This is a genomic window from Microbacterium sp. Ld4 (assembly GCF_045066555.1).
Lineage (GTDB): Bacteria > Actinomycetota > Actinomycetes > Actinomycetales > Microbacteriaceae > Microbacterium.
Genome location: NZ_JBISHE010000008.1, coordinates 146,547 through 172,588, shown reverse-complemented (window position 1 = coordinate 172,588; position 26,042 = coordinate 146,547). Strand labels below are relative to the sequence as shown.

General features: G+C 69.8%; 27 protein-coding genes. 6 read left to right on the top strand and 21 right to left on the bottom strand.

From position 1 onward, the window contains the following. The first annotated feature begins 121 nt into the window (after positions 1-121). Positions 122-2,035, top strand: a complete 1,914-nt coding sequence (locus ACJJV7_RS03800) for a prolyl oligopeptidase family serine peptidase (RefSeq protein ID WP_405372588.1) — start codon at positions 122-124, stop codon at positions 2,033-2,035. A 17-nt stretch (positions 2,036-2,052) separates the two neighbouring features. On the opposite strand, the gene hflX is transcribed toward ACJJV7_RS03800, so the two are convergent. Next, positions 2,053-3,567: a GTPase HflX gene (gene hflX / locus ACJJV7_RS03795; protein ID WP_405372587.1), complete on the bottom strand. Its 1,515-nt coding sequence runs from the start codon at positions 3,565-3,567 to the stop codon at positions 2,053-2,055. A gap of 77 nt (positions 3,568-3,644) precedes the next feature. Here hflX and ACJJV7_RS03790 point away from each other — a divergent pair, with 77 nt between their 5' ends. Continuing rightward, positions 3,645-4,343, top strand: a complete 699-nt coding sequence (locus tag ACJJV7_RS03790) for a class I SAM-dependent methyltransferase (protein ID WP_405372586.1) — start codon at positions 3,645-3,647, stop codon at positions 4,341-4,343. Here ACJJV7_RS03790 and dapF read toward each other — a convergent pair. From dapF to thyX, 15 genes are all read right to left on the bottom strand, one after another. After that, positions 4,308-5,174, bottom strand: a complete 867-nt coding sequence (dapF, locus tag ACJJV7_RS03785; protein WP_405372585.1) for a diaminopimelate epimerase — start codon at positions 5,172-5,174, stop codon at positions 4,308-4,310. The genes ACJJV7_RS03790 and dapF overlap by 36 nt on opposite strands. Before the next feature lie 37 nt (positions 5,175-5,211). Then, a complete protein-coding gene (miaA, locus tag ACJJV7_RS03780; protein ID WP_405372584.1) occupies positions 5,212-6,126 on the bottom strand; it encodes a tRNA (adenosine(37)-N6)-dimethylallyltransferase MiaA in 915 nt (304 codons plus the stop codon). 3 nt (positions 6,127-6,129) lie between these two features. After that, a complete protein-coding gene (miaB, locus tag ACJJV7_RS03775; protein ID WP_405372583.1) occupies positions 6,130-7,674 on the bottom strand; it encodes a tRNA (N6-isopentenyl adenosine(37)-C2)-methylthiotransferase MiaB in 1,545 nt (514 codons plus the stop codon). A 41-nt stretch (positions 7,675-7,715) separates the two neighbouring features. After that, entirely contained in the window at positions 7,716-8,585 is an 870-nt protein-coding gene (locus tag ACJJV7_RS03770; RefSeq protein WP_405372582.1) for an ABC transporter permease, read from the bottom strand. 5 nt (positions 8,586-8,590) lie between these two features. After that, entirely contained in the window at positions 8,591-9,511 is a 921-nt protein-coding gene (locus ACJJV7_RS03765) for an ABC transporter ATP-binding protein (protein ID WP_405372581.1), read from the bottom strand. A gap of 64 nt (positions 9,512-9,575) precedes the next feature. Next, complete coding sequence (locus tag ACJJV7_RS03760; protein WP_405372580.1) at positions 9,576-10,349, bottom strand: regulatory protein RecX; 774 nt, start codon at positions 10,347-10,349, stop codon at positions 9,576-9,578. 2 nt (positions 10,350-10,351) lie between these two features. Next, on the bottom strand, positions 10,352-11,407 hold the full coding sequence (recA, locus tag ACJJV7_RS03755) for a recombinase RecA (RefSeq protein ID WP_405372579.1): 1,056 nt from the start codon (positions 11,405-11,407) through the stop codon (positions 10,352-10,354). 237 nt (positions 11,408-11,644) lie between these two features. After that, complete coding sequence (locus ACJJV7_RS03750; RefSeq protein ID WP_405372578.1) at positions 11,645-11,866, bottom strand: DUF3046 domain-containing protein; 222 nt, start codon at positions 11,864-11,866, stop codon at positions 11,645-11,647. Positions 11,867-11,873: 7 nt separating this feature from the next. Further along, positions 11,874-12,194: a helix-turn-helix domain-containing protein gene (locus ACJJV7_RS03745; protein WP_405372577.1), complete on the bottom strand. Its 321-nt coding sequence runs from the start codon at positions 12,192-12,194 to the stop codon at positions 11,874-11,876. Positions 12,195-12,340: 146 nt separating this feature from the next. Further along, the gene (locus ACJJV7_RS03740; protein ID WP_405372576.1) at positions 12,341-12,829 is read right to left on the bottom strand and encodes a CinA family protein; all 489 of its coding nucleotides are present in this window, start codon (positions 12,827-12,829) and stop codon (positions 12,341-12,343) included. A gap of 47 nt (positions 12,830-12,876) precedes the next feature. Further along, positions 12,877-13,458 (bottom strand): CDP-diacylglycerol--glycerol-3-phosphate 3-phosphatidyltransferase, encoded by a 582-nt coding sequence (pgsA, locus tag ACJJV7_RS03735; RefSeq protein ID WP_405372575.1) that lies wholly within the window; start codon positions 13,456-13,458, stop codon positions 12,877-12,879. 30 nt (positions 13,459-13,488) lie between these two features. Beyond that, positions 13,489-16,233 (bottom strand): DNA translocase FtsK, encoded by a 2,745-nt coding sequence (locus ACJJV7_RS03730; RefSeq protein ID WP_405372574.1) that lies wholly within the window; start codon positions 16,231-16,233, stop codon positions 13,489-13,491. Positions 16,234-16,355: 122 nt separating this feature from the next. Then, the gene (locus tag ACJJV7_RS03725) at positions 16,356-18,032 is read right to left on the bottom strand and encodes a ribonuclease J (protein ID WP_405372573.1); all 1,677 of its coding nucleotides are present in this window, start codon (positions 18,030-18,032) and stop codon (positions 16,356-16,358) included. Continuing rightward, positions 18,029-19,006: a 4-hydroxy-tetrahydrodipicolinate synthase gene (gene dapA, locus ACJJV7_RS03720; RefSeq protein ID WP_405372572.1), complete on the bottom strand. Its 978-nt coding sequence runs from the start codon at positions 19,004-19,006 to the stop codon at positions 18,029-18,031. Before dapA ends, ACJJV7_RS03725 begins: the two co-directional genes overlap by 4 nt. A gap of 92 nt (positions 19,007-19,098) precedes the next feature. Then, complete coding sequence (thyX, locus tag ACJJV7_RS03715) at positions 19,099-19,842, bottom strand: FAD-dependent thymidylate synthase (RefSeq protein ID WP_405372571.1); 744 nt, start codon at positions 19,840-19,842, stop codon at positions 19,099-19,101. Positions 19,843-19,863: 21 nt separating this feature from the next. Between thyX and ACJJV7_RS03710 the strand changes: the two genes are divergently transcribed. From ACJJV7_RS03710 to ACJJV7_RS03695, 4 genes are all read left to right on the top strand, one after another. Next, the gene (locus ACJJV7_RS03710; protein ID WP_405372570.1) at positions 19,864-20,373 is read left to right on the top strand and encodes a thioredoxin family protein; all 510 of its coding nucleotides are present in this window, start codon (positions 19,864-19,866) and stop codon (positions 20,371-20,373) included. Then, complete coding sequence (locus ACJJV7_RS03705) at positions 20,366-20,932, top strand: DUF4395 domain-containing protein (RefSeq protein ID WP_405372569.1); 567 nt, start codon at positions 20,366-20,368, stop codon at positions 20,930-20,932. The genes ACJJV7_RS03710 and ACJJV7_RS03705 overlap by 8 nt, the downstream gene beginning before the upstream one ends. Positions 20,933-21,023: 91 nt before the next feature. After that, the gene (locus ACJJV7_RS03700; RefSeq protein ID WP_405372568.1) at positions 21,024-21,449 is read left to right on the top strand and encodes an OsmC family peroxiredoxin; all 426 of its coding nucleotides are present in this window, start codon (positions 21,024-21,026) and stop codon (positions 21,447-21,449) included. Continuing rightward, entirely contained in the window at positions 21,442-22,332 is an 891-nt protein-coding gene (locus tag ACJJV7_RS03695; RefSeq protein WP_405372567.1) for a TIGR01777 family oxidoreductase, read from the top strand. The genes ACJJV7_RS03700 and ACJJV7_RS03695 overlap by 8 nt, the downstream gene beginning before the upstream one ends. Before the next feature lie 14 nt (positions 22,333-22,346). Here ACJJV7_RS03695 and ACJJV7_RS03690 read toward each other — a convergent pair whose 3' ends face one another. From ACJJV7_RS03690 to ACJJV7_RS03670, 5 genes are read right to left on the bottom strand one after another with little or no spacing between them, the layout of a single operon-like run. Then, complete coding sequence (locus ACJJV7_RS03690; protein WP_405372566.1) at positions 22,347-22,796, bottom strand: hypothetical protein; 450 nt, start codon at positions 22,794-22,796, stop codon at positions 22,347-22,349. Continuing rightward, positions 22,793-23,605: a 4-hydroxy-tetrahydrodipicolinate reductase gene (locus ACJJV7_RS03685; protein WP_405372565.1), complete on the bottom strand. Its 813-nt coding sequence runs from the start codon at positions 23,603-23,605 to the stop codon at positions 22,793-22,795. Before ACJJV7_RS03685 ends, ACJJV7_RS03690 begins: the two co-directional genes overlap by 4 nt. A gap of 9 nt (positions 23,606-23,614) precedes the next feature. After that, entirely contained in the window at positions 23,615-24,436 is an 822-nt protein-coding gene (locus ACJJV7_RS03680) for a sulfite exporter TauE/SafE family protein (protein ID WP_405372564.1), read from the bottom strand. A 45-nt stretch (positions 24,437-24,481) separates the two neighbouring features. After that, positions 24,482-25,342, bottom strand: coding sequence for an aminoglycoside phosphotransferase family protein (locus ACJJV7_RS03675; protein WP_405372563.1), 861 nt, complete (start codon positions 25,340-25,342; stop codon positions 24,482-24,484). A 33-nt stretch (positions 25,343-25,375) separates the two neighbouring features. Then, complete coding sequence (locus tag ACJJV7_RS03670; RefSeq protein WP_405372627.1) at positions 25,376-25,975, bottom strand: histidine phosphatase family protein; 600 nt, start codon at positions 25,973-25,975, stop codon at positions 25,376-25,378. Between the last annotated feature and the right edge of the window lie 67 nt (positions 25,976-26,042).

Sequence of the window (26,042 nt, the reverse complement as noted above, 5' to 3'; positions counted from 1 at the left end):
GCCGGGCTCGGCTGTCGCTCCAGACCCGAAGTCCGGGTCACGATGCGGCCATGCTAGCGACGGCGGACACCCCGGCGACGGGCGTATGACGCCCTGTGTCGGCGACGCGTAGCGTGGAGCCATGACGACGATCGCGCCCTACGGCTCCTGGCCCTCGCCGCTGTCCGCCTCCGATGCCTCCGCAGGGTCGGCTCGTTTCGACGGAGCGCGGTTCGTGGGCGAAGACATCTGGTGGGGCGAGTCGCTCCCCAGCGAGGGCGGCAGGTCGTCGGTGCGGCGCCGGACCGAGGGTGGCGGTGTCGCCGATGTGCTGCCGTCGCCGTGGGATGCGCGCTCGCGCGTGCACGAGTACGGCGGCGGGGCGTGGACGACCTCGCCGGACGGACGTCTGTTCTTCGTGGAGAAGACCGACCAGCGGGTCTGGGCGCTGCGACCGGGAGAGGATCCCGTCGCCCTCACCCCCGCCGACCCGGCCGCCCGACACGGTGGCCTCCGCTGGCAGGCGGGAGCACTCCTCGCCATCCGCGAGGTCCACGGCGCGCAGCGCGTGCCCGCCCGTTCGATCGTGTCGATCGCCACCGACGGACCCGTCGCCGTCACGGAGGTCGTGGCCGGCAGCACCTTCGTCGCTCAGCCGGCCCTGTCGCCCGATGGGTCGCTCCTCGCGTGGGTCGCCTGGGATCACCCCGACATGCCCTGGGACCGGACGCAGCTCCGCGTCGGCCGCGTCGTCGACGGCGTCGTCGCGGAGTGGTCGTCGGTGAGCTCCGGCGAGACGGCCGCCCTCCAGCCCGAATGGGCCGCCGACGGCTCGCTGCTCTACATCGACGAGCCGACCGGTCGGTGGAACCTGTACCGCACGGATGCCGCAGCGCGAGCGACCGGGCGAGGCTCGGCATCCGAGCCGGTAGCGCCGGCGGATGCCGACACCGGTGGCGGGCTGTGGGTGCTGGGGGCGCGGTGGTTCGCGCCGCTCGCCGACGGGAGGACGATCGCCATCCGCACTCACGGCGCGGACGAGATCGTGCACCTCGACGACGCGGTGGCCGAACGCCTCGACGTCCCCGTTCGTGCTCGCGCGGTGATCGAGGACACCCGCGGGGCTGCCGCCCTCGTCTCGGGAGCGGGCACCGGGGTGACCGGGGTGTGGCTCATCGACGAGGCGGGCACCGCCACGCTCGTCCGCGGGAGCCGTTCGAGCCTCGGCGAGGAATGGACGCCTCCCGTCCGGGAGCTGACCGTCGCGGGCCGCCACGGCGACGTGCACGCGTACGACCATCCGCCCACCAACCCCGACCACACCGCGCCGGACGGAGAGCTGCCGCCCTATGTGGTGTTCGTGCACGGGGGGCCCACCTCCCACGTCGGCGGCGTGGCGGACAGCAAGATCGTCTACTTCACGAGTCGCGGCATCGGCGTGCTCGACGTCAACTACGGCGGTTCCACCGGTTACGGACGCGAGTACCGCGATCGCCTCCGCGGTCAGTGGGGTGTCGTGGACGTCGAGGATGTGGCCGCCGCGGCCGAGGGACTCGGCGCACGCGGTCACGCAGACCCTGCACGTATCGCGATCGCGGGAGGCTCCGCGGGCGGCTGGACCGTGCTCGCCGCGCTCGTCGGCACCGACGCCTTTGCCGCCGGCATCTCCCGGTACGGCGTCGGCGACGCGCGGACGCTCGCCACCGACACCCACGACTTCGAGGCGCGCTACCTCGACGGCCTCATCGGCCCGCTGCCCGAGGCGGAGGCGCTCTACCTCGAACGGTCGCCCCTCGGCCACACCGAGCGCTTCCGCGTGCCGGTGCTGCTGCTGCAGGGCGCCGAGGACGACGTGGTGCCCCCGTCGCAGGCGGAGGCCATCCGTGACGCCCTCGCCGCGCGCGGGGTGCCCCACGCCTACGTGCTCTACGAGGGCGAAGGCCACGGCTTCCGCCGTGCCGAGACCATCGTCCACTCGCTCGAGTCCGAACTCGCCTTCCTGGGCGGCGTCTTCGGGTTCGAGGCGCCCGGCATCCCTCCGATCGAGCTCAGCTGAGGGATGCCGGGGCGCCGTCAGACGACGGCGTAGGGCGCGAGGTCGGCGGCCAGACGTTCCGAGACGTGAGCGTGGACGGCCGTGCCGCCCTCCTCATGGCTCGTGGAGACGATCAGGCCGGATTCGTGGACCGCGTTCACCAGGTCGCCGCGGTCGTACGGGACGAGTGCGCGAACCTCCACCGCCGGGAGCGGCAGCGCCGCCTCGACGGCCTCGCGGAGCTCGGCGATCCCCTCGCCCGTCCGCGACGAGACGAAATGCGCAGCGGGCTCGAGGCCGCGAAGGACCAGTCGGGTGTCGTCGTCGACGAGGTCGGCCTTGTTGAAGACGACGATCTCGTTCGTCGACCGCGCGCCGACATCGCCCATGACGTCTCTCACGGTCGCCAGCTGCGCAGCCGGGTCGGGATGCGACCCGTCGACGACGTGCACGATGACGTCGGCGCCGGCCACCTCCTCGAGCGTGGACCGGAACGCCTCGACGAGCTGGTGGGGCAGGTTGCGGACGAACCCGACGGTGTCGGTGAGCGTGAACACCCGGCCGTCTGCAGCCTCCGCGCGGCGCACCGTGGCATCCAGGGTCGCGAACAGCGCGTTCTCGACCAGCACGCCGGCACTGGTGAGGCGGTTCAGGAGGCTCGACTTGCCGGCGTTCGTGTAGCCGGCGATCGCCACCGACGGAATCGTGTTGCGCTTGCGCTCCGCGCGCTTGGCCTCGCGCGCCGGCCCGAAGTCACGGATCTGACGGCGGAGCATGGCCATGCGGGTGCGGATGCGGCGACGGTCGAGCTCGATCTTCGTCTCACCGGGACCACGCGAACCCATACCGGCGCCACCGGCGCCGACCTGGCCACCCGCCTGGCGGCTCATGGAGTCACCCCATCCGCGCAGACGCGGCAGGAGGTACTCGAGCTGGGCGAGTTCGACCTGCGCCTTGCCCTCCCGGCTCTTCGCGTGCTGGCTGAAGATGTCGAGGATGACGGTGGTCCGGTCGATGACCTTCACCTTGACGACATCCTCGAGGGCGCGTCGCTGGCTGGGGGCGAGCTCCGTGTCGGCGATGACCGTGTCGGCGCCGACGGCGACGACCATGTCGCGCAGCTCCGCCGCCTTGCCCCGGCCGATGTACGTGGCGGGGTCGGGGTGCGGACGGCGCTGCAGCACGCCGTCGAGGACCACGGCGCCCGCGGTCTCAGCGAGGGCGGCGAGTTCGCGGAGCGAGTTCTCGGCATCCTCCTGCGACCCCTGCGGGTACACGCCGGCCAGGACGACGTTCTCCAGTCGGAGCTGTCGATACTCGACCTCGGTGACGTCTTCGAGCTCGGTGGACAGACCGGGCACACGCCGAAGCGCCGCGCGGTCCTCGCGGTCCCACTGGTCGCCGTCGGAATCTCCGTACGAGGCCGTCGACGCGTCCTGCAGCGCCTGCGCCGCGCCGAACACACTCACTCCCGATCGTGCGTCCGCGCGTGAGAGCACGCGGTCTACCGGGTCGACCGGCTCGTCCGTCGATGGGGTGGTGGTATCTGTCATTGTCGCCTTTCGTGGCCTGTGGCCATCCGTGAACTCTAGCTTCCCGTGCTCGGGGCCCGCTCCGCTACGCTCGTCGCATGGGGAGCGATCATTACTTCAGCGCGTCCCCGTCCAGCTTCGAGAACCTCCGCCGCATCCGTGTGTCCCTTGCCGGTCGTGACGTCGAGGTGACCACTGCGGGCGGGGTCTTCAGTCCGGACCATGTCGACGGCGGGACCGCTGTCCTCCTGGCCAACACTCCTCCCGCACCGCCGGGAGGTCATCTGCTCGATCTCGGCTGCGGCTGGGGACCGATCGCGCTGTCGCTCGCGATCGAGGCGCCTCATGCAACCGTCTGGGCTGTGGACGTCAACGAACGCGCCCTCGATCTCGTTCGCCGCAATGCCGAGGAACTCGGCCTCGATAACGTCAACGCCGTGCGGCCCGAGGATGTTCCCGACGACATCTCGTTCCGCTCGCTCCGCTCCAACCCGCCGATCCGCGTCGGCAAGGACGTCCTCCACGGAATGCTGCAGACCTGGATTCCGCGTCTGGCGGAGCGGGGGGACGCGTGGCTGGTCGTCCAGCGGAACCTCGGGTCCGACTCGCTGCAGCGGTGGCTGACCGCCTCATTCGACCGCTCGTACTCCGTCACGCGAGCGGCGACCGGTCGGGGGTTCCGCGTCCTCCGAGTGCGCCGCAACGGCGGTTCTGCAACGGGTCCGATCGCCGTCACCGACACGGCGGTGGAGGACACCCCCTCAGGCGAGAGCGATCTCGCCCGAGAAGACGAGTGACGCGGGCCCTGACAGCAGCACCCGCTCGCCCTGATCGGTGCGGACGACCCTGACGCCGAGTCGCCCACCCGGGACGTCGACCGTCCACCGATCGGGGGCAGACGGCCCCGCCCAGTGCCGGACGGCGAGAGCGGATGCCGCGACCCCGGTGCCGCACGACAGCGTTTCGCCGACACCCCGCTCGAACACCCGCATCCGGATCGCACCGACGCCGTCGGTGATGAGCGGGTCGGCGGGGACCACGAACTCGACATTGGCGCCGGCTTCCGGCGCCGGCTCGAGGATCGGCTGCACGGTCAGGTCGAGAGCGTCGAGCTCGTCGGTGCTCGACAGCGCGACGACCACGTGGGGGTTGCCCACGTCGATGCCGAGACCGGGGCGTGCGACCGAGACGCCGCGCGCGCGGACGAGCACGTCGGTCTCGTCGGCGCGCCAGAGCCCGAGGTCGACCTCGAAGCCGTTCTCGGTTCGAGTGACGGCCTTCGTGCCCGCTCGGGTGCCGATGCGAAGGGTCTCCCCCGCGTCCAGCGTGGCGTAGCCCGCGCTCAGGAGGTACTTGACGAAGACCCGAACCCCGTTGCCGCACATCTCCGCGACCGAGCCGTCGGCGTTGCGGTAGTCCATGAACCATTCGGCGTCGGGCGTCGCCGCACCCTCCGCGAGGGCCGTCGATCGCACGACACGGAGCAACCCGTCCGCGCCGATGCCGAACCTCCGATCGGTGAGCGCAGCGATCTGCTCTCCGGTGAGCTCGGTGGTCCCGTCGGGATCGGCGACGATCACGAAGTCGTTGCCGGTTCCGTGGCCCTTGGTGAATGCGATCGTCGACACACCCCGATTCTAGGGCGACGCCCGGACGCCTGGCCGGTCAGCGGAGCGCGAGCAGGTCTGCGGGCGACGCGCCCGGGCCCACGCGGTGAAGGTCCCGGTAGCGCCCGAACCACGACACCTGGCGACGCGCATAGCGGCGCGTGAGCGCCTGCGTCTGGGAGATCGCTTCGTCCTGCGTCAGCTCTCCCGCGCTCTGCGCGAGCGCCTGGGCGTAGCCGATCGCCCGCCGCGCGGTCGCACCCGACTCGAGGCCGACCTCCCGGAGCCGCTCGGCCTCCGCGACGATCCCGCCCGCCCACATCTGCTCGACGCGTCGGTCGAGCCGGTCGACGAGCTCGGGCCGATCAATGTGCACTCCGACGATCGTGGTGGGCTCATGCCAGAGGACGGGCGACTCAGGCAGCACCGCGCCATGGGTGGCGTCACCCTGCGAGACGACCTCGAGGGCGCGGACGATCCGGCGCCCGTTGCGGGGGTCGATGCGCTCGGCGGTGACGGGGTCGAGCTCGCGGAGCCGCGCGAGTAGGGCGCCTGCGCCGTCACGGTCGAGTTCGACCTCGAGTCGCGCCCGCAGGTCGAGGTCGCGCGGCGGGAACCGGAAGTCGTACAGCACGCTCGACACGTAGAGACCGGAGCCGCCGACCAGGATCGCGTCCTTCCCGCTCGCGAAGACGCCGGCGATCGCCGCGCGTGCCTCCGCCTGGTACGCCGCCACCGCGGCATCCTCCGTCACCTCGAGCACGTCGAAAAGATGGTGCCGGATGCCGCGGCGTTGATCCACCGGGAGCTTCGCCGTCCCGATGTCCATGCCGCGGTAGAGCTGCATCGCGTCGGCGTTGACGATCTCCGCGCCGGGACCCGTGAGGCCGAGCCCCTCGGCGAGATCGAGGGACAGCGACGTCTTGCCCGTCCCCGTCGCGCCCACGATCGCCCAGAGGCGCGGGCCGCTCACCGGCTACTCCCCGACGCGGAGCGCGGGGAGCCCGAGCGAGACGGCACGGGCGCCGCCCGACGCGGGGGTCGGGACCCCGCACGACTCGGCCTGCGCGCGGTCCCACGCGTCGCCGGCACGCGTGCGCCGGATCTTGAGCGGAGCGCCGTCGGGGCTGTCGGCGAGCAGGTGGAACGGCGCGGCGTGCGTGACCACTGCCGAGACCACGTCACCCGGACGCGGTGCGGGAGAGCCCGCCGGCACTTCGACGTGGACGAGACGATTGTCCTCGGCGCGGCCTGTCAGGCGGTGCGTCGCGGCATCCTTCTTACCCTCCGCCGACGAAACGAGCACCTCGACGAGACGGCCGAGCTGCTTCTGGTTCTCCTCGAGCGAGATCCGCTCCTGCAGGGCGATGAGTCGCTCGTAACGGCGCTGGACGATCTCCTTGGGAACCTGATCGGGCATCGTGGCCGCGGGTGTACCTTCGCGGATGGAGTACTGGAAGGTGAAAGCGCTCGCGAAGCGCGCCTGCTCGACGACGCGCATGGTGTCCTCGAAGTCCTCCTCGGTCTCACCGGGGAAGCCCACGATGATGTCGGTGGAGATCGCGGCGTGGGGCATCTTCGCGCGCACGCGGTCGAGGATCCCGAGGAAGCGGTCGCTGCGGTACGAGCGTCGCATGGCCTTGAGGATGCGGTCCGAACCCGACTGCAGCGGCATGTGCAGCTGCGGCATGACCGACGGCGTCTCGGCCATCGCGTCGATGACGTCGTCGGTGAACGCCGCAGGGTGCGGGCTGGTGAAGCGGACCCGCTCGAGCCCGGGGATCTCGCCCGCGGCCCGGAGCAGCTTGCCGAACGCCTGCCGGTCGCCGAACTCGACGCCGTAGCTGTTGACGTTCTGACCGAGCAGGGTGACCTCGATCGCGCCGTCGTCCACGAGGAGTCGGATCTCGCTGAGGACGTCGCCGGGACGGCGGTCCTTCTCCTTGCCCCGGAGGCTCGGCACGATGCAGAAGGTGCACGTGTTGTTGCAGCCGACCGAGATCGAGACCCAGCCGCTCGAGGCGGAATCCCGCTTGGTCGGCAGGGTGGAGGGGAAGACCTCGAGCGATTCGAGGATCTCGAGCTCGGCCTCGCCGTTGTGGCGGGCACGCTCGAGAAGGCTGGGCAGCGAACCCATGTTGTGGGTGCCGAACACCACGTCGACCCAAGGGGCCTTCTGCTGGACGGCATCCTTGTCCATCTGGGCGAGGCAGCCGCCTACGGCGATCTGCATGCCCTCGTGCTTGTCCTTGCGGCTCTTCAGGTGCCCGAGGGTGCCGTACAGCTTGCCGGCCGCGTTGTCTCGGACCGCGCAGGTGTTGATGACGATCACATCGGCGTCGACGCCGGTGTCTGCTCGCACGTAGCCGGCGGACTCGAGGGAACCGGACAAACGCTCGGAGTCGTGGACGTTCATCTGGCATCCGAACGTCCGCACCTCGTAGGTGCGGGGTCGTCCGTCGCCCGCGACGGCGGCGAGGGAGGGCGCGATGAGAGTGGGAGCGGCGGACGGGCTGGTCATGATCACGCCATTCTACGAGGCCGCTCGGGGCGGCCGCCGTGTCAGCGGAGAAGGGAGCGGATGCGCGCGGCCGAGAGGGCGCTGAACCCGAGCGAGACGATGACGAGCACGCCCAAGGCCATCAGGCTGGTCACCTCACCGGTGCCGACGAAGAGGTCGATGCCGTAGAACTCGCGGAGACCCGCCATGCCCTCGGGGTCGGAACCCGTGACGGCGGCCAGGGTGTCGGCGGTGAACGGACGCCGAAGGAGCATCGCCCCCTGGGCGAACGGCAGCGCGTTGACGACGGAGGCGACCGCCGAGGGAAGCGAGCCGACGGGGATGTAGGACCCGGCGATGAATCCCAGAACCGTTCCGACGACGGTCGCGAACGCCGAATACGCCCCCGTTGTTTTCAGGAACGATGCCCCGAACGCCCCGATCGCGGTGAACGCGGCGCAGCAGAGGAGCATCGCGCCCACGCCTCCGAGGAGGTCGAGCGGCTGGAGCCACGCACCACGCGCGAGGCCGAGGTACAGGACGGAGAGGACGAAGATCACGCTCGACATCACGACGGCGACCAGAACGGAAGACAGCAGGTAGCCGAGCACGAGGTGGTGACGACGGATGGGCGCGACGAGGAAGTCGGCGAACCGGCCGGATGCCCGGTCTTCGACGAAGGTCGACACGGCGCCGATGCCGGAGGTGACGGTCGTCAGGAGGACGATGCCCGACAGCATCCAGCTGTCGACGAAGGCTTCGAGGTCTCCGCGGCCGACCCCGGGCAGCGTGGCGACGAGCCCGTCGACCTGGAGCCGGGCGAGAAACAGCGTGTACAGGAAGAACAGCACGAGGCCGCTCAGCAGTGAGAAGAAGACGTTGAGACGGTCGCGGAAGAAGAGTCTGAGGTTGCGTACGACCAGCGACGTCACGATCCTCATGCGACGTTCACGTCGGCGTGGGCCGCGCCGGTGAGGGCGAGGAAGACATCGTCCATCCGCCCGTGCCGGAACTCGAAGTCCTGAACGGCGTCTCCGTGAGCTGCCAGGATGCGCTGCGCCTGCCGCCCGTCGGCCACGGCGATCGTGAGGGTCGCGCCCTTGCGTTCGGCGATCGCGTCGGCCGCCTCCGCGAGGCGGAGAAGACTCGCCGGGTCGGACGTCGTCACGGTCAGCAGGCTGCGGCTGTACTTCGCCCGGAGCGCGGACGGGGTGCCACTGGCCACCGCCCGACCGGCGTCGATGACGGTGACCTGATCGGCATCCTCGGTCTCCTGCATGTAGTGAGTGGTGAGGAAGACGGTCAGCCCTCTGTCGCGCTGCAGCCGTGCGATGGCCGACCAGACCGCGACTCGGCTGGCCGGATCGAGGCCTGCCGTGGGCTCATCGAGGAACAGGATCGCGGGCTCGTGCAGGAGCGCCCGCGCGATGTCTGCTCGACGACGCTGACCTCCTGAGAGCCGGCCGTACCGGCGATCGAGGAAGTCGGTGAGTTCGATGAGCTCCGAGAGGTCGCCCACGCGGCGCGCGACGTCTTCCGCGGGAACGCGCGAGAGAGCCGCGCGAAAGATCAGGTTCTCCCGGACCGTGAGCTGGTCGTCCATCAGCGACCGCTGGAACACGACGCCGATGGCGGACCGTACCGCTTCGGCATCCGTCGTCACATCATGGCCGGCTATCCGGATGCGTCCCGCGTCGGGCTGCAGCAGAGTCGTCACGCAGCCGATCGTCGTCGACTTCCCCGCACCGTTGGCGCCGAGGAAGGCGAAGAGCTGGCCCGCCTCGACGGAGAAGGAGATGCCGTCGACCGCGCGCACATCCTTGAATGACTTGACCAGACCCTCTACGTCTATCGTCACGCTCATCTTCCCGAGAGCGGTGGGGCGCACTCCGCTGCAGTATCGCAGAGAAGACCGCCAGACGTCACGGCTCGAAGCGGACTCCCCGGCGCGGGCCGCTGCGGAGCTCGTCGAGCGCGCGCCGAGCCGCCGAGAAGGCGACGGCTCCGTATCCGCGGCGGGCGAGCTGACCGGAAAGCCTCCGGAGGGCCACGTCTCGTTCGAGATCCTCCATGCCCCTCGCCTTCGACCGCGCGAAGTCGAGAGCCCGCTCCTCTTCGTCGTCGGGGAGCTCCGCGAGGGCCTCGTCGATCACTTCTCGTGGGATGCCGCGCTGAGACAGGGTCTGGGCGACCGCCTGGCGCCCCTGAGCCTTGCGGGAGGTCGCCTTCTCGATGAGCTGTTCCGCGAGCGCGAGATCGTCGAGGTAGCCGAGACCCACGAAGCGCTCGACGATGTCTTCCGCATCGGCCAGGTCTAGTTCTGCCTCCGTCAGCACGGAGCGAGCCTCCCGGAGGGACAGCGAACGAGTCCGGAGCTTGCGGAGGAGGATACGCTCCGCCCTGTCAGCCGCATCGCGCCGCTCCTCGACCGCCGACGAGGCCGTATCGACGTCCTCGACGGCGGCAAGACGACGGGGAGGCGTGCTGGGCCGATCAGGAGAGGCGGATGCCGGTCGGTCGGTCGTCCACGTCGCGTGCCACTGCCCGGCCTCATCCGTGTCGCCCGAATCACCCGTCGACGCGGTCGAGGATCCGACGCGACCACCGGAGGGGTGCAGCGCAACCGGGTCGGGGGCGCCGAAGAGGGGGATGACGGGGGCGAGTGTTTCGCGCTCGCCCCCGTTGTCCGTCGTCATGCTCAGGCCGGGCGACGCGCAGCGAGCTCGTCGCTCTTCGCGGTCTCTTCGGTCACCTTGGGCATGCCCACACCGAGCTTCTGCTTGATCTTCAACTCGATCTCGGCGGCCACATCGGTGTTCTTGATGAGGAAGTTGCGCGAGTTCTCCTTGCCCTGACCGAGCTGTTCGCCCTCGTACGTGTACCAGGCGCCCGACTTCTTGACGATGCCGTGCTCGACGCCGAAGTCGATCAGGCTTCCCTCGCGGGAGATGCCGACGCCATAGATGATGTCGAACTCGGCCTGCTTGAAGGGCGGTGCCATCTTGTTCTTGACGACCTTGACGCGGGTGCGGTTACCGACCGCTTCGGTACCGTCCTTCAGGGTCTCGATGCGGCGGATGTCGAGCCGGACCGACGCGTAGAACTTGAGCGCCTTTCCGCCGGCGGTGGTCTCGGGAGAGCCGAAGAACACGCCGATCTTCTCGCGCAGCTGGTTGATGAAGATCGCGGTGGTCTTGGTCTGGCTCAGGCCACCGGTGATCTTTCGCAGGGCCTGCGACATGAGGCGGGCCTGGAGGCCGACGTGCGAGTCGCCCATCTCGCCCTTGATCTCGGCCTCGGGGACGAGCGCGGCCACCGAGTCGATGACGACCAGGTCGATGGCTCCCGAACGGATGAGCATGTCGGCGATCTCGAGCGCCTGCTCACCCGTGTCGGGCTGCGAGACGAGAAGCTGGTCGATGTCGACGCCGAGCTTCTGCGCGTAATCGGGGTCGAGCGCGTGCTCGGCGTCGATGAACGCGGCGATGCCGCCAGCACGCTGGGCGTTGGCGATCGCGTGGAGCGTCAGCGTGGTCTTACCGGAGGACTCCGGTCCGTAGATCTCCACGACGCGGCCACGCGGGATCCCGCCGATGCCGAGGGCGGCGTCGAGGGCGATCGAGCCGGTGGGGATGACCTCGACGGGAGCGCGCTCGTCGCTTCCGAGGCGCATGATCGACCCCTTGCCGAACTGGCGGTCGATCTGGGCGAGGGCCGATTCCAGGGCCTTCTCGCGGTCGGCAGGTGATGGCATGGTCATGCTCCTTGGTGCTCGAGGTTCCGTCGCCCGTAGGCTGTCGCGATCGTCACCGAAGGCTCGGATTCTGCAACAGGGCGTGGGTGTCAGTTGACGCTCTCCACGCTACGAAGGGGGTCCGACATCGGAGTCGGCGTACCCAGCAGCGGGGAAGACGTCCGTCTGACTCCCGTTGTGCAGAAGCCTACGCGTGCATCGAACAGATCTTCGATGGCCGCGCGCGGCGTGTCGCGATCAGCGGCGCGGCTCGAGCCGGCCGGCACCGTGTCGGCGGGCGGGCGGTACGTCATTCTCGATGCACAGCGCCGTCCAGACCTCGCGAGGAGCAACGCCGGCGGCCAGGGCCTCGCGGGCCGTGCGACCGCCCACGGCCGTCAGCACCAGGTCGTCGACCAGCGCCGCGCCACCTCTGCCGAACTCCGCCTCGACGGCGCGGTCGAACTCACTGTGGCGCATCGAGCGGTCAGTGGAGCGAGAGCTCGGGGGTGATGATGTCCCCACCGAGCGACGCGAGATCATCCGGCACGACGTCGGTGATCGAGTGGAGGCCCTCGAGAACCGAGATGCGCTCACCCACTTCGCGCATGATCGTGGAGATGGGCACATCGAGGGCCTCGGCGACGGCCGCGAGGATCTCGCTGGACGCCTCCTTCTGACCGCGCTCGACCTCGCTGAGGTACCCGAGCGCCACGCTCGCGCGACCGGACACCTGCCGAAGAGTGTGGCCCTTCTGCAGACGGAAGTCGCGCAGAACGTCGCCGATCTCTTGACGAACCAAAATCATGCGGTGCCCTCCTCTGCCGTCCAGCCGATGCACCCTTCGGGGGGAACAACGGTACAACACGTTGGTTGTCACCCTAGACCCCGACTGCTGGGGAACGGGTGGGAATCACCAACCGTAACGAGCGTGAAACCCGGCGTATTCCCGCCTCAGAGCGCGTCGATGGCGAGGGCGATCGCGCGGGCCGCCGCCTCGGTCCGGATCTGCTCGCGGTCGCCCGACAGCTCGAGCGATTCGACCCGCGACCCGAGCGGGGTCGACACGGCGATGTGCACGGTTCCGGCAGGCTGACCGTCGGCCGGCCCTGGTCCGGCGACGCCCGTCGTGGCGATGCCGACATCGGCGGCATCCGACTCCCCCACGGCGCGCCGGATGCCCTCGGCCATCTGGCGCGCGACGCGCGGATGGACGGGGCCGTGGGCGTCGAGAAGTGTCGCATCGACGCCCAGCAGGCGGGATTTGAGGTCGGTCGCATAGGCGACGATGCCGCCGCGGAAGACCGCGGACGCTCCCGGGACGGCGACCACGGATGCCGCCACGAGCCCGCCTGTCAGCGACTCTGCGACCCCGAGGCTCCATCCGAGCTCTCGCAGACGCTCGACGAGGCGCTCCGGCTCCGAACGCGGTCCGGAGGACACGAGGGTCTCCTCGAGGTCGTCCGGCAGGGCATGTGCGAACGGCTCGATCACGGCCGGCTCGGGGTGTTCGGCCGCGCCGATCGGGCGCGGACGGCAGTGATCACGTAGTCGAGGCCGCTGGCGATCGTCAGGACCACGGCGATCGTCATCGTCACCGCGTTGACGATATGCACCCCGTCACCGAAGACGGTCCAGAGGGGAAGAAGGGCGAGGGACAGCGCGACAGCCTGGGCGACCGTCTTCAGCTTGCCCATCCACGCCGCCGCCACGACGTGGTCGGTCGCGACCATGAGTCGGTGCACGGTGATGCCGACCTCGCGCACGAGGACGATGATCGTGATCCACCAGTCGAGCTCCCCCAGGATCGACAGGCACACGAAGGCGCAGCCCGTCAGCACCTTGTCGGCGATCGGATCGAGCAGCTTGCCGAGATCGGTCACGATCTCGTACTTGCGGGCCAGGTACCCGTCGATGCCGTCGGTCGCGATCGCGACGATGAAGAGCACGGCGGCCAACCACCGGAGCGCGCCGTCATCATCGCCGGACGCCAGCAGCATCCACACGAAGATCGGCGCGCAGAGGATGCGCACGATCGTGATGGCGTTGGGCAACTGCCTCGGGATCGTCACAGACCCACCCTAATCACGGCCGGCCCGCGCTCAGTCACGACCGGTGAGGCTCCAGGCATCCTCATCGCCGTCGTCGCCGTCCACGACGTCGTAGCCGTCGAACTGGGCGGCCACGGGATCGGGGCCGTACGGGTCGGCCGGCATCGGCGGGACGGGCGGGGCAGCCGACGGAGCGGGCGCGTGATCGGCCGGAGCAGCGGGTGCGGCGTCTTCTGGCGGCTCTTCACCGCGGAGCCGGGCGAGGACGGCGGGGAGCTCGTCAGGGGTCACCAGGACGTCGCGCGCCTTCGACCCTTCGGAGGGTCCGACGATCTCCCGCGCCTCGAGGAGGTCCATGAGCCGGCCCGCCTTCGCGAAACCGACCCGGAGCTTGCGCTGGAGCATCGACGTCGAGCCGAACTGCGTCGAGATGATCTGTTCGGCGGCGGCGAGGAGGAGTTCGAGGTCGTCACCGATGTCGGCGTCGATCTCCTTCTTCTCGATGACGGCTTCGACGTCCTTGCGGTACTCCGGGCGCGCCTGATTCTTGACGTGCTGGACGACCTTCTCGATCTCCTTCTCGGCGACCCACGCGCCCTGCACGCGGATGGCCTTGGACGTCCCCATGGGCAGGAAGAGACCATCGCCCTGACCGATCAGGCGATCGGCTCCGGGCTGGTCGAGGATGACGCGCGAATCCGTCACGCTCGTCACAGCGAACGCGAGACGCGACGGCACGTTGGCCTTGATGAGGCCCGTGACGACGTCGACCGACGGTCGCTGCGTGGCCAGGACGAGGTGGATGCCGGATGCTCGCGCGAGCTGGGTGATGCGGACGATCGAGTCCTCGACGTCACGAGGCGCGACCATCATCAGGTCGGCGAGCTCGTCGACGACGACCAGGAGGTACGGGTACGGCTTCAGGACGCGCTCACTGCCCGCCGGGAGTTGCAGCTCACCGGCTACGACAGCCTTGTTGAAGTCGTCGATGTGGCGGAACCCGAACGACGCGAGGTCGTCGTACCGCATGTCCATCTCCTTCACGACCCACTGCAGGGCTTCCGCGGCCTTCTTGGGGTTCGTGATGATGGGCGTGATGAGGTGCGGGACTCCCGCGTAGGCGGTGAGCTCGACCCGCTTGGGGTCGATCAGCACCATGCGGACGTCGGACGGCTTCGCCCGCATCAGCAGGCTTGTGATCATCGAGTTCACGAAGCTCGACTTGCCCGACCCGGTCGAGCCGGCGACGAGGAGGTGGGGCATCTTCGCGAGATTCGCGACGACGTATCCGCCTCCGACGTCTTTGCCGATGCCGATGGTCATCGGGTGGGTAGCCTGCTGGGCGTTGCCCGAGCGCAGCACGTCGCCGAGGGTCACGATCTCACGGTCGGTGTTCGGGATCTCGACACCGATCGCGCTCTTGCCCGGAATCGGAGCGAGGATGCGCACCTCGTTCGAGGCGACGGCGTAGGCGATGTTGTTCGTCAGGGCGGTGATGCGCTCGACCTTCACGCCGGAGCCCAGCGCGATCTCGTACTGGGTGACGGTCGGACCGCGCGAGAAGCCCGTGACCTTCGCGTTGATCGAGAACTGCTCGAACACGCCCATGATCGCGCGGACCATGGCGTCGTTGGCCTCCGAGCGCTCCTTGTGGGGAGTGCCGGCGGCCAGCGCGTCGGTTCCCGGGAGCCGGTAGTCGGCCGAGGAGGGGTCGACGGAGTCGAGGTTTGCGGCCACGAACTCCGGGAGCGGAGGCGTGGGAGGCACGTCGAGGGATCCGGGCTTGCGGCCGGGCCGTCGCGGAGGTGCGGCCGCGGCAACGTCGAGGGGCTCGATGATCTCCGTCATGGCCTCGGGCGCCACCTCGGGGGTGGTGACGGCCTTGTCGAAGCTGCCGTCACGGCTGGCTTCGAGGAGCGCGGTGAGGTCGTCGGCGCCGAGTCCCCCGTCGACGTCTTCCTCGCGGCCGGACTTGTTGCGGCGCCACCAGGGCAACGCCGGATCGTCGTCATCGTCGACCGCGTCGAAGGCGACGGTCGGGCCGGTCTCCCCCTTCTCGGCACGCTCGGGGCGCTCGGCGTCGAACATCCACGCGTACAGGTCGCCGAGGCGATGGCCGATGCGGTTCGGCGGGGTCTTCGTGAGGATAAGAACGCTCAGGAAGGCGAGGAGGCCCAGCACGATGCCGGCGCCGATCTCGGTCATGACGGTGAGCGGTTCGCCGATCATCCAGCCGAAGAGGCCGCCTCCTTCGCTGAGGGCGGGAAGACCGCCGCTCGGCTGCGGGCGCCCTCCCACGACGTGGCAGAACCCGGCGACCGCCAGGACGAAGAGCCCGAATCCGATGCCGATCCGGCCGTTGTCATGCACGGACGGCGGATGCCGGAAGAGCCACCCCGCGAGGAGGAGGAGGAGGACGGGAAGGATGAACGCTTCGCGCCCGAGCAGGCCGCCGACGGAGTAGGCGCTGATGTTCGTGCCCACCTGCGTGCCGATGAGGAACCACTCGACGGTCGCACCGGCGATCGCCATGAGCACGAGGAGGAAGGGGAAGCCGTCGCGGCGCTGGTCCTTTTCGAGGGTCTCGGGCCCGAAGGCCCGGAAGACACCGCCCGCCATGTGGGCCAGGCCCATCCAGGCCCGGGTGATGACCGACGGCTTCTCGGCTTCGTCGACGTAGCGTCGGGGCGCCGGATCAGCCTTCTTCCGAGGTGCGGGATCGGCTTTCTTGGCGCGCGACGGCGAGCCCGGCGCGGACGCACGGGACTTGCTGGTCGGACTGGTGCTCCTGGCCATGTCTCCACGGTAGGCGCGAGCACCGACACTTGCCCGGATTGACGCGGCGCGCTGAGTGGTTCAGCGCGCCGCGGCATCCATCCGTTCGGAGACGGTCAGGTGGGGCGATCGCCCCGACTCGCTCAGGCCTCGATGACCATCGGGACGATCATGGGACGGCGACGGAGCGACTGGTTGACCCACCGGCCGATGGTGCGCCGCACGACCTGCTGCAGCGCATGCTGATCGCGGACGCCGGACTGCGCCGCGTCGGCGAGGGCCTGCGCGATCTTCGGCTTCACCGAGTCGAAGACCGCGTCGTCCTCCGCGACACCGCGGGCGTGGATCTCGGGGCCCGACACGATGCGGCCGGTCGCAGCGTCCACGACGACGATGACGGAGATGAATCCCTCTTCGCCGAGGATCCGACGGTCCTTGAGGTCGGCGTCGGTGATTTCGCCGACGGACGACCCGTCGACGTAGACGAAGCCGAGGTCGAGCTGGCCGGCGACGCGGGCGACGCCGCCCTTCAGGTCGATGATCGTGCCGTTCTCGGCGAGGATCGTGTTCTCCGCGGGGACGCCGCTGTCCTGAGCGAGCTTCGCATTGGCCATCAGGTGGCGGTACTCGCCGTGAATGGGGAGGACGTTGCGCGGCTTGAGGATGTTGTAGCAGTAGAGGAGCTCGCCCGCGGCGGCGTGACCCGAGACGTGCACCTTGGCGTTCGCCTTGTGGACGACGTTCGCGCCGAGCTTCGTGAGGCCGTCGATGACCCGGTAGACGGCGTTCTCGTTGCCGGGGATCAGGCTCGACGCGAGGATGACGGTGTCGCCCTCGCCGGGCTCGATCGCGTGGTCGAGGTTGGCCATGCGCGAGAGGACCGCCATCGGCTCGCCCTGGGACCCGGTCGACATGTAGACGATCTTGTCCTCGGGGAGGTCCTTCGCCTTCTTGTAGTCGATCAGGACGCCCGAGGGGACCTTGAGGTACCCGAGGTCCTCGGCGATCGTCATGTTGCGCACCATGGAGCGGCCGAGGAACGCCACCCGGCGACCGTGGGCCGCGGCGGCGTCGATGACCTGCTGGACGCGATGCACGTGGCTCGAGAAGCTCGCGACGATGACGCGGCGGGGCGCTTTGCCGATGACCTGGTCGAGGACCGGGCCGATCTCCCGCTCGAGCGGGGTGAAGCCGGGGACGTCGGCGTTCGTCGAGTCGACGAGGAAGAGGTCGACGCCCTCCTCACCGAGGCGGGCGAAGGCGCGAAGATCGGTCAGGCGGTCGTCGAGCGGAAGCTGGTCCATCTTGAAGTCGCCGGTCGCGAGGACGAGGCCGGCCGGTGTGCGGACGGCGACGGCGAGCGCGTCGGGGATGGAGTGGTTCACCGCGATGAACTCCAGGTCGAACGGACCGATCTGCTCGTTCTGACCTTCCTTCACCGTCAACGAGTACGGCTTGATCCGGTGTTCCTTGAGCTTGGCCTCGACGAGCGCGAGCGTCAGCTGGGATCCGATGAGGGGGATGTCCGCCTTGCGCTTGAGGAGGTACGGTACGGCGCCGATGTGGTCCTCGTGACCGTGGGTCAGGACGACACCCACGATGTCGTCGAGGCGTCCGCGGATCGCCTCGAAGTCGGGGAGGATAAGGTCGACGCCGGGCTGGTGCTCCTCGGGGAACAGCACACCGCAGTCGACGATCAGGAGCTTGCCGTCGTATTCGAAGACGGTCATGTTGCGGCCGACCTCGCCGAGTCCCCCGACAGGGGTGACGCGAAGAGTGCCGGGGGCGAGGGGTTCGGGGGCGGAGACGGTATTGCTCATCGCGTGGTTCCATGCACCTTCGGGAGGGCGCCGCCTGCGGCGGCATTGCGGTCGGGTCGGAAGTTCGAGAAGTCCGCACCGTCGATGTCCGCGACGAGCGCGAGCTCGTCCTCGATGAGAGCGGCTTCCCACTCTTCGGGACCGACGAGCGGAAGGCGGACACGGGGGCTGGTGATGCGGCCGAGACCGTGGAGGATGTACTTCACACTCACGGTTCCCGGAACGTGGGTCATGACCGCACGCACGAGAGGCTCGAGGCTGCGATGCGCGGCGGTCGCCGCGTGCAGGTCGCCGCGGTTGACGGCATCCACGATCGCACGGTACGGAGCGGAAGTGATGTTGGCGGTGACGCCGATGAACCCGCTCGCACCGATCGAGAGGTGCGGGAGCACGTTCGCGTCGTCTCCGGAGAAGTACATGAGGTCGGTCTGGTTGAGGACGCGCGAGACCTCGCTGAAGTCGCCCTTGGCGTCCTTCACCGCGAGGATGTTGGGGTGCTTGGCCAGCCGGAGGATGGTCTCGTACTTCAGCGGCACGCCGGTGCGACCCGGGATGTCGTACATGATGACTGGGAGATCGGTGGCATCCGCGACGAGCCGGAAGTGGGTCAGGATGCCGGCCTGCGTGGGCTTGTTGTAGTACGGCGTGACGATCATGATGCCGTCGGCGCCCGCCTTCTCGCTCGCCTTGTAGAGCTCGATGGCGTGGGCGGTCTCGTTGGACCCTCCCCCGGTGATGATCTTCGCCCGGCCTGCCGACACGGACTTGCCGACCTCGACGAGGCGGAGCTTCTCGGCGTCGGTGAGCGTGCTCGTCTCGCCGGTCGTGCCGGTGACGACGATGCCGTCGGCACCGCCCGCGATGACCGCGTCGATGTGCTTCTCGACGGCGGGCCAGTCGACCTCGCCGTCGGCGGTCATGGGAGTGACCAGCGCGACGAGCACCTGACCGAAGGGATTGCCGGAGTGCGTCATGGTGTCCAGGTTACCCGTCGGGCCCCCTCCGCCGTGTGGCGGCCCACCGACCGTCACCGGCCGCGGGACGCGGCGGCGATCACAAGGCACGGTCAGGGCGCGACGCGCCCGTTCGCGTTGAAGGCGGCGTAGGTGAAGGGCATGAGCTCTTCGAACGCGTTCTCCATCTTCTCGGCGCACATCTCGATCTCGCGCTGCGGGAACGACGGGAAGTGCGTGCCCTCGCGCTTGGTGCGCAGCGACAGGAAGTTCATCAGCGATCGGGCGTTCACCGTCACGTACATCGACGAGAAGATGTTCAGCGGCAGCACGATGCGGGCGACCTCGCGGGCCACACCCGCGTCGAGCATCCGCTGGTAGGCGTCGAAGGCCGCCGCGGATGCCTCCCGCGTGGTCTGCTGCACGAGCTCCACCTGCTCGGCGGTGCCGGGGTGGAACTGGTACGCGCCCGGCTTGCCGACCTGCAGCAGGTTGCGCTCCGCCGAGGGGACGTAGAAGACCGGACGGAGTTCGCGATAGCGGCCGGACTCCTCGTTGTACGACGCCATCCGGTGTCGCATGAACTCGCGGAAGACGAAGATCGGCGCCTGCACGTAGAAGGTCATCGAGTTGTGCTCGAACGGCGAGCCGTGGCGGTCCCTCATCAGGTAGTTGATGAGTCCGCGGTCGCGGGATGTCGCCTCGCTGCCGTCGGCGGCGGAGGCGAGCGTCTGCTCGCCCTGCGTCGACACGCGGGCGGCGAACAGCACGTCGCTGTCGGACGCATTTGCCCGGACCAGCTCGACGGTGACGTCGCTGCGGAATTCGATCTCGGGGGCGGCTGCGTTCTCACTCACGGCTGCCACCCTACCCGCGCCATGACCGCAGATGACGCGGCGGCATCCGGCACTCGCCGCGAGGTGCCCCCGAGCCACTACTGTGGAGCGGTCATGGACCTCCTGCCCGCCATCCTCGTGCTCGCCGCACTGCTCGCGGCGACGGTCGGCGTGGGACTCGTCCTCCGGTGGCTCCAGAACCGCCCCCGGCACGTCGATCCGGACGAGGTCGTCGAGCCCCGGCGACTCGGCGCCTCGCACCTCGGCACGTCCGCGACGCTGCTGCAGTTCAGCACCGAGATGTGCAGCCGGTGTCCGGGGGTCCACCGCGCACTCCGGGAGATCGCGGACGGGCAGCCCGGCGTGCTGCACCTCAACGTCGATCTGACCCACCGGCCCGACATCGCCCGACACTTCCGGGTGATGCAGACGCCGACCACGCTGATCCTCGACCGCGACGGCGTCGTGCAGACCCGCTTCGGCGGAACTCCGAGCAGATCGGTCATCGAGATGGAACTCGATCGCGTGACCAGCGGAGGAGTCCGTGCCTGAGCGGCGCGGCATCGATCCTCGCGGACCGCGGTTCGCGGCCGCCGTCACGTCCGTGCTGCTGCTCCTCGCGACCCTGTTGTCTTTGCTCGGAATGTCGACGGCGCACACCGACGCCTCGTTCGGTGGGCTCGGCCCCATCGGCGGAGGGATGTTCATCGTCCCCGTTCGGGGATGGGTGCTTCCCTCCGTGCCCCTCGAGATGCGCGTGACCGACCTGGGCTTCCTTGCCGTCCTCCTCGTCGCCCTCCTGTTCGTCTGGGGCGTCGCCTCGCCGCGCACCGCTCCCTGGGGCACGTTCTATCGCGCCGTCATCCGGCCGCGCCTCGCTCCCCCGACCGATCTCGAGGATCCCCGTCCGCCGCGTTTCGCGCAGGGCGTCGGCCTGGTCGTCACCACGGTCGGCCTCGTCCTCCACCTCGCCGGCGTGCCTCTCGCCCTGCCGATCGCCGCCGCTCTCGCCTTCATGGCCGCGTTCCTCAACGCCGTGTTCGGGCTCTGCCTGGGATGCCAGCTGTGGGTCCTGCTGCAGCGCGGCGGGTTCGTCGGCCGCGCCGGCTGACCCGTCAGGACGCCGCCGTCAAGGCATATCCCCCGCTCAGGGGCGAGGTCTAGGCTCGGACGCACCCTGTACGAGCGACCGAGGAGACACCATGAGCGTCACGAGCGAAGCCACCACCAGCTGGAAGGGCAGCCTGTTCGAAGGCTCCGGCGACGTCGCCCTGGAAAGCTCCAATCAGGGCCCGCTTGCCGTCAACTGGAAGGCCCGCAGCGAAGGCTCCACCTCCGTCACGACACCGGAGGAGCTCCTCGCCGCAGCGCACTCGTCCTGCTACAGCATGGCGCTGTCGAACGCCCTCGCCGAGAACGGCACTCCTCCCACGACGGTCGAGACGACCGCGTCGGTCACCTTCATTCCCGGCACCGGCATCACCGGATCGCACCTGAACGTCAACGCGACCGTGCCCGGACTCTCCGCGGAGGACTTCTCCCGCATCGCCGACGAGGCGAAGACCGGATGCCCGGTCTCGGCCGCTCTCGCCGGCATCGAGATCACGCTCGAGGCCACGCTTGCCTGACGCGCGCGTCGTCCTCTCGGGCGCCTCCGGGCTGATCGGACGGGCGCTCGCCGACTCGTTCACGGCCGATGGATACCGCGTCGTGCGGCTCGTGCGCCATGAGGCGCAGGGACCGGACGAGGTGCGCTGGGCCCCGGGATCGGAGACGCTCGATCCTGCGGTGCTCGCCGGCGCGACCGCCGTGGTGAACCTGAACGGCGCGAGCATCGGTCACTTCCCCTGGACGAGCCGGTACCGGCGAGAACTCGTCTGGTCGAGGATCCATCCGACGCAGACCCTCGCCCGCGCCCTGCGCGAACTCGGCGACGAGGCGCCGCACTTCGTCAGCTCGTCGGCCGTCGGCTACTACCCGCCGGAGGGCCGTGGGCGGACGTTCGAGGAAGACGGACCCCGCGGCGATGCCTTCCTCTCGGACCTCTGCGGCGAGTGGGAGAGCGCGGCCCGGACTGCGGGTGAGAACGTCACCCTCCTGCGCACAGCCCCCGTCGTCCACCGCCAGGGCGTCTTGAAACCGCTCATCCTGCTCACCCGGCTTGGACTGTCCGGTCCGATCGGCCGAGGCACGCAGGTCTGGCCGTGGATATCGCTCGACGACGAGGTCCGCGCCATCCGTCACGTCATCGATCAGAGGCTGACCGGGCCGGTGAACCTCTCGGGACCGCAGCGCGCCACCGCGAACGACCTCGGCTTCGCTCTCGCACGCGGGCTCAACAGGCCGTACCTCCTCCGGGCGCCCGTGTGGGCGATGAAGCTCGCGCTCAGCGCCGACGCCGTTCAGGCGCTGCTGACCGTCGACACCCATGTCGTGCCGAAAGCCCTCCTGGACTCGGGGTTCGCGTTCCGGCATCCGACGGTCGAGGACGCGGTCGCGTCGGCGCTCTGACGACGGTTCGACCGTCAGCGCCGGCGGTCGGCGCGTTCGAGCGTGATCGCCGTCCGGATCGCCCCGCGGGCACGGCGGCGGTCTCCCGAACCGTCGTACAGCAGGCCCATCCGGTACCAGGCCCGCCAGTCATCGGGGGCGGCCTCGACCGCATCGCGATAGGCCGGGAAGAGGGCGTCGGCCTCCGCCGCGACGGGTCGTCCGCTCGGGCGGAGAGTCAGCTCCTCGTCGGGAAGCGCACCGTCCTCGGCGAGACGGCGTCCGAGGCGCTGCGCACCGATTCCGAAGCTGAGCTCGCGCCACAGCGCCCAGACCGCGACCACGGGGAGGATCACCATCGCGACGCCCATCGCCACGCCGACGGGGTCTCCGCTGGTCACGAGCAGCCACGCCCGGTGCCCGACGAGCACGACGTAGAGCCCCAGGACCGCCGCGACGATCGCGACGCCGATGCGTGTGGTCATGCGCCGGTGCCCCGTGCGACCTGCCCCGACGGCGGGTCGAGGACAGGTGCGCCCGCGGGACGCTCACCGGGCGTGCGTACGCCGATATCGATCATCGAGTCGAGACCGATCACGACGCCGCGGGCGTCACGAGCGGCGACGAGGGCGACCCGGATGCCGGGAGCGTAGGCCGCTGCGGGATCGATCGTGTCGTGGACGATGGAGAGCGACTCCCCCGGACCCGACAGGATGGTCTCCTGACGCGCGATCACGCCCGGGCGGCGGAGCGAGTGGACCGGGATGCTGGCGATCTGCTGTCCGCGGGCGCGCTGATCGGCGTGCGGCGCTTCGACCGGCCCGGCCGTGGACCGTGCCGCGGCGATGAGTTCGGCCGTCCGCACCGCGGTGCCGCTCGGAGAGTCCACCTTCGTCTCGCGGTGGGTCTCGACGATCTCGATCGAGGGGAAGAACCGTGCGGATGCCGCGGCGATCGCCGACCCGATGACCGAGCCGAGCGAGAAGTTCGGGATGAACACCGCCCCCGTACCGGCCGCGTCGACGAGCGGACGGATGCCGGCGATGCGGGCGGCGGACCAGCCCGACGTGCCGACGAGCACGTGGATGCCGCGCTCGACGGCCGCGCGGACCACATCGATCGACACGGCGGGTGTCGATGCGTCGACGACGAGGTCGGCGCCGTCGATCTCGCTGAGGTCGCTTGCGGAGCCGAGCGTCGCGACGACCTCGAAACCGTCGGTCGCGGCGATCACCTCGGCGATGATGCTGCCGAGTTTGCCGGTGCCGCCCACCAGGGCCACGCGCGTCGTCATGGGCCCAGCCTACGCGGCGGTGAATTGCGCGATCGTGTCGGCGGCGAGTTTGACGATCAGCAGCGACAGCACGACGAGGAAGACGATGCGGACGAACCCGTTTCCGTTCTTCGTGGCCATGTGGGCTCCGAGGAAACCCCCGGTCATGTTGGCGGCGGCCATCGCGATGCCCAGCAGCAGGATGATCTCGCCGTGCACCCCGTAGACGATCAGCGCGGCGAGGTTCGTCGTCAGGTTGGCGATCTTCGCGTTCACGCTCGCCTGCAGGAAGCCGAAGCCCAGCACGCCGACGAGGAGGATCACGAAGAACGATCCGGTTCCCGGGCCCAGGATGCCGTCGTAGAAGCCCACCAGGACCCCGATCAGCCCCGACCGCCAGGCGACCGCGGCGCGACCGGTGTGGCGGGGCTCGTGATGCAGACCCATCTTCGGGCGCAGGAGCGTGTAGACCGCCACGATGACGACCGCAACGAGGACCACGGGTGTCAGCACCTCCCGCGGCACGTACCGCGAGAGTGCGGCGCCGACTGCGGAACCGCCGAAGGCGCCGACCACCAGCGGGATCAGGAGCGCGAGGTGCACACGGATGCGGCGGAGGTAGACCCAACTGGCCGACAGCGTGCCGAAGAACGACGACAGCTTGTTCGTGCCCAGGATGAACGGCGTCGCGACGTCCTTGGGCATCCCGATGACGAGCGCGGGCAGCTGGATGAGGCCTCCCCCGCCGACGACGGCGTCGACCCATCCCGCGAGCCCCGCCGCCACGATCAGGAACGCCAGCGCGGTCGCCGAGACGGGAAGCCAATCAGCGAGGAGGGGGCCATCGAGCACCGGTCGATTCTTCCCCTCCGGGCGTGGTCGACCAAACCGGCCGTGTCAGTCTGCGGTGTCGGTGAGGAGCTGGGCGACCGCGTGGGCGGACATCTCCCGGAGAGAGGCGTCGTCGGCATCCGCGACGAGCGAGGCGATCGCCACGGCCCAGGCCCTGGCGCGCCGCCAGATGTGCGGGTCGTAGCGCCCCTGCAGTTCGGCCCGGAAGACCGCGCGGCCGTCTGTGGTGAACGCGAGCCACGCGACCGCGAGATCGCAGGCGGGATCGCCGGAGGTCAGGTCGCCGAAGTCGATGATGGCGCGGAGCTCACCGCCGCGGCAGATGAGGTTGCCGACGTGCAGGTCGCCGTGCACCCAGACGGGCGCGCCCGGCCACTCGGGCGCAGCGCACCCGTCGCGCCACTGAGCCATCAGCTCCGGTGACCCCGTGAGCCGGGGCTCGACCGCGTCGGCGCGCTTCCGCAGGGCGACGCCCCGGAACGCGTTGACCGGCGCATCCGCGGGGGCGTCGGTGTGCAGGGCGACCACGCCCGCGGCGACAGCGGGGGCGAGCCGGTCGCGGCCCGAAGCACTGACACCGGCGGCGCTCACCCCGTCGAACCACGGCACGATGCTCCACGGCCACGGGAAGAGCGCCCCGGGGATGCCGGTCGCGACCGGAGCAGGCACGGCCACCGGCATCCGCTCCGCGATCTCCGGAAGCCACCGCTGCTCGTTCTCGATCAGCGCGACCGCCGGCCGCCGTCGCGGCGCCCGGACGGCCCAGCGGTCGCCGAGTCGGAACACGTCGTTGTCCCAGCCGTGAGAGACCGTGCCGATGGGGCCGGCGAACGACGGATGCTGCTCGCGCACCAGCTGCGCCACCTGCTCCGCGGTGAGCGTGATCTCGGCGGCGGGCTGTGGCATCCGATCAGCCTAGGACGGCCCGGGCCGGACCCGTCAGATCAGCGGGGCCTCGGGAAGGCCGGTGCGAAGCTCCATCGGAAGGTGCGCGAGGTCGTTGTGGGTCACCAGGGTCCACGGTCGTCCCGCGCGCTGGGCGAGGACGGTCAGCCCGCAGTGGGCCTGGTTGATCGTGAGCCAGCGCCACTCGGGAGCCTGCAGGACCTCGCGCACGAACCAGGCGATGACGAAGTTGTGGGTGATGAGGAGTTCGTGCGCATTCGGGCGGTGCGCGAGGAACTCGGCCGTCGCATCGGCCATCTGCGCGGAGCCCGCGTCGATCTCGGCCTCGGTCACGCCGCCGAAGAACGGCTCGTACACCGAGGGGGTGCCGGAGGAGAGACCGCTCGGCACGCAGTCGAACAGGAGCGCGGTGGGCTCCGGGTCGACGGAGGGCAGCCGCTGGGAGACGGCGCGCGCCGTCTCGGCGGCCCGCTCGAGCGGCGAATGCCAGACATTCGTCAGCGGCACGCCCGACAAACGGTCGGCGAGGAGGTCTGCCTGGCGGCGGCCCCGCGGAGACAACGGGCCGTCGGCCAGACCGTGCTCGGCGTCGAGGTGCTCACCATGGCGCACGAGATAGAGATAGTGCGTCACGTCGTCGCTCGCTTCGTCGTCCCACACCGCGGGTGACCACGGCTCATTCCACTCTACGTCAGGGGGC

What these genes read in the sequence shown, in the direction of transcription:
- ACJJV7_RS03750 (WP_405372578.1), bottom strand. Translation starts at nt 11,866, where the DNA reads ATGCGCCACAGTGAGTTCGACCGCGCCGTCGAGGCGGAGTTCGGCAGA.
- ACJJV7_RS03675 (WP_405372563.1), bottom strand. Translation starts at nt 25,342, where the DNA reads ATGCCACAGCCCGCCGCCGAGATCACGCTCACCGCGGAGCAGGTGGCG.
- miaB (WP_405372583.1), bottom strand. Translation starts at nt 7,674, where the DNA reads ATGACCAGCCCGTCCGCCGCTCCCACTCTCATCGCGCCCTCCCTCGCC.
- hflX (WP_405372587.1), bottom strand. Translation starts at nt 3,567, where the DNA reads ATGACAGATACCACCACCCCATCGACGGACGAGCCGGTCGACCCGGTA.
- ACJJV7_RS03790 (WP_405372586.1), top strand. Translation starts at nt 3,645, where the DNA reads ATGGGGAGCGATCATTACTTCAGCGCGTCCCCGTCCAGCTTCGAGAAC.
- ACJJV7_RS03800 (WP_405372588.1), top strand. Translation starts at nt 122, where the DNA reads ATGACGACGATCGCGCCCTACGGCTCCTGGCCCTCGCCGCTGTCCGCC.
- recA (WP_405372579.1), bottom strand. Translation starts at nt 11,407, where the DNA reads ATGCCATCACCTGCCGACCGCGAGAAGGCCCTGGAATCGGCCCTCGCC.
- ACJJV7_RS03700 (WP_405372568.1), top strand. Translation starts at nt 21,024, where the DNA reads ATGAGCGTCACGAGCGAAGCCACCACCAGCTGGAAGGGCAGCCTGTTC.
- ACJJV7_RS03730 (WP_405372574.1), bottom strand. Translation starts at nt 16,233, where the DNA reads ATGGCCAGGAGCACCAGTCCGACCAGCAAGTCCCGTGCGTCCGCGCCG.
- ACJJV7_RS03710 (WP_405372570.1), top strand. Translation starts at nt 19,864, where the DNA reads ATGACCGCAGATGACGCGGCGGCATCCGGCACTCGCCGCGAGGTGCCC.
- ACJJV7_RS03725 (WP_405372573.1), bottom strand. Translation starts at nt 18,032, where the DNA reads ATGAGCAATACCGTCTCCGCCCCCGAACCCCTCGCCCCCGGCACTCTT.
- ACJJV7_RS03690 (WP_405372566.1), bottom strand. Translation starts at nt 22,796, where the DNA reads ATGACCACACGCATCGGCGTCGCGATCGTCGCGGCGGTCCTGGGGCTC.
- ACJJV7_RS03745 (WP_405372577.1), bottom strand. Translation starts at nt 12,194, where the DNA reads ATGATTTTGGTTCGTCAAGAGATCGGCGACGTTCTGCGCGACTTCCGT.
- ACJJV7_RS03685 (WP_405372565.1), bottom strand. Translation starts at nt 23,605, where the DNA reads ATGACGACGCGCGTGGCCCTGGTGGGCGGCACCGGCAAACTCGGCAGC.
- ACJJV7_RS03760 (WP_405372580.1), bottom strand. Translation starts at nt 10,349, where the DNA reads ATGACGACGGACAACGGGGGCGAGCGCGAAACACTCGCCCCCGTCATC.
- dapA (WP_405372572.1), bottom strand. Translation starts at nt 19,006, where the DNA reads ATGACGCACTCCGGCAATCCCTTCGGTCAGGTGCTCGTCGCGCTGGTC.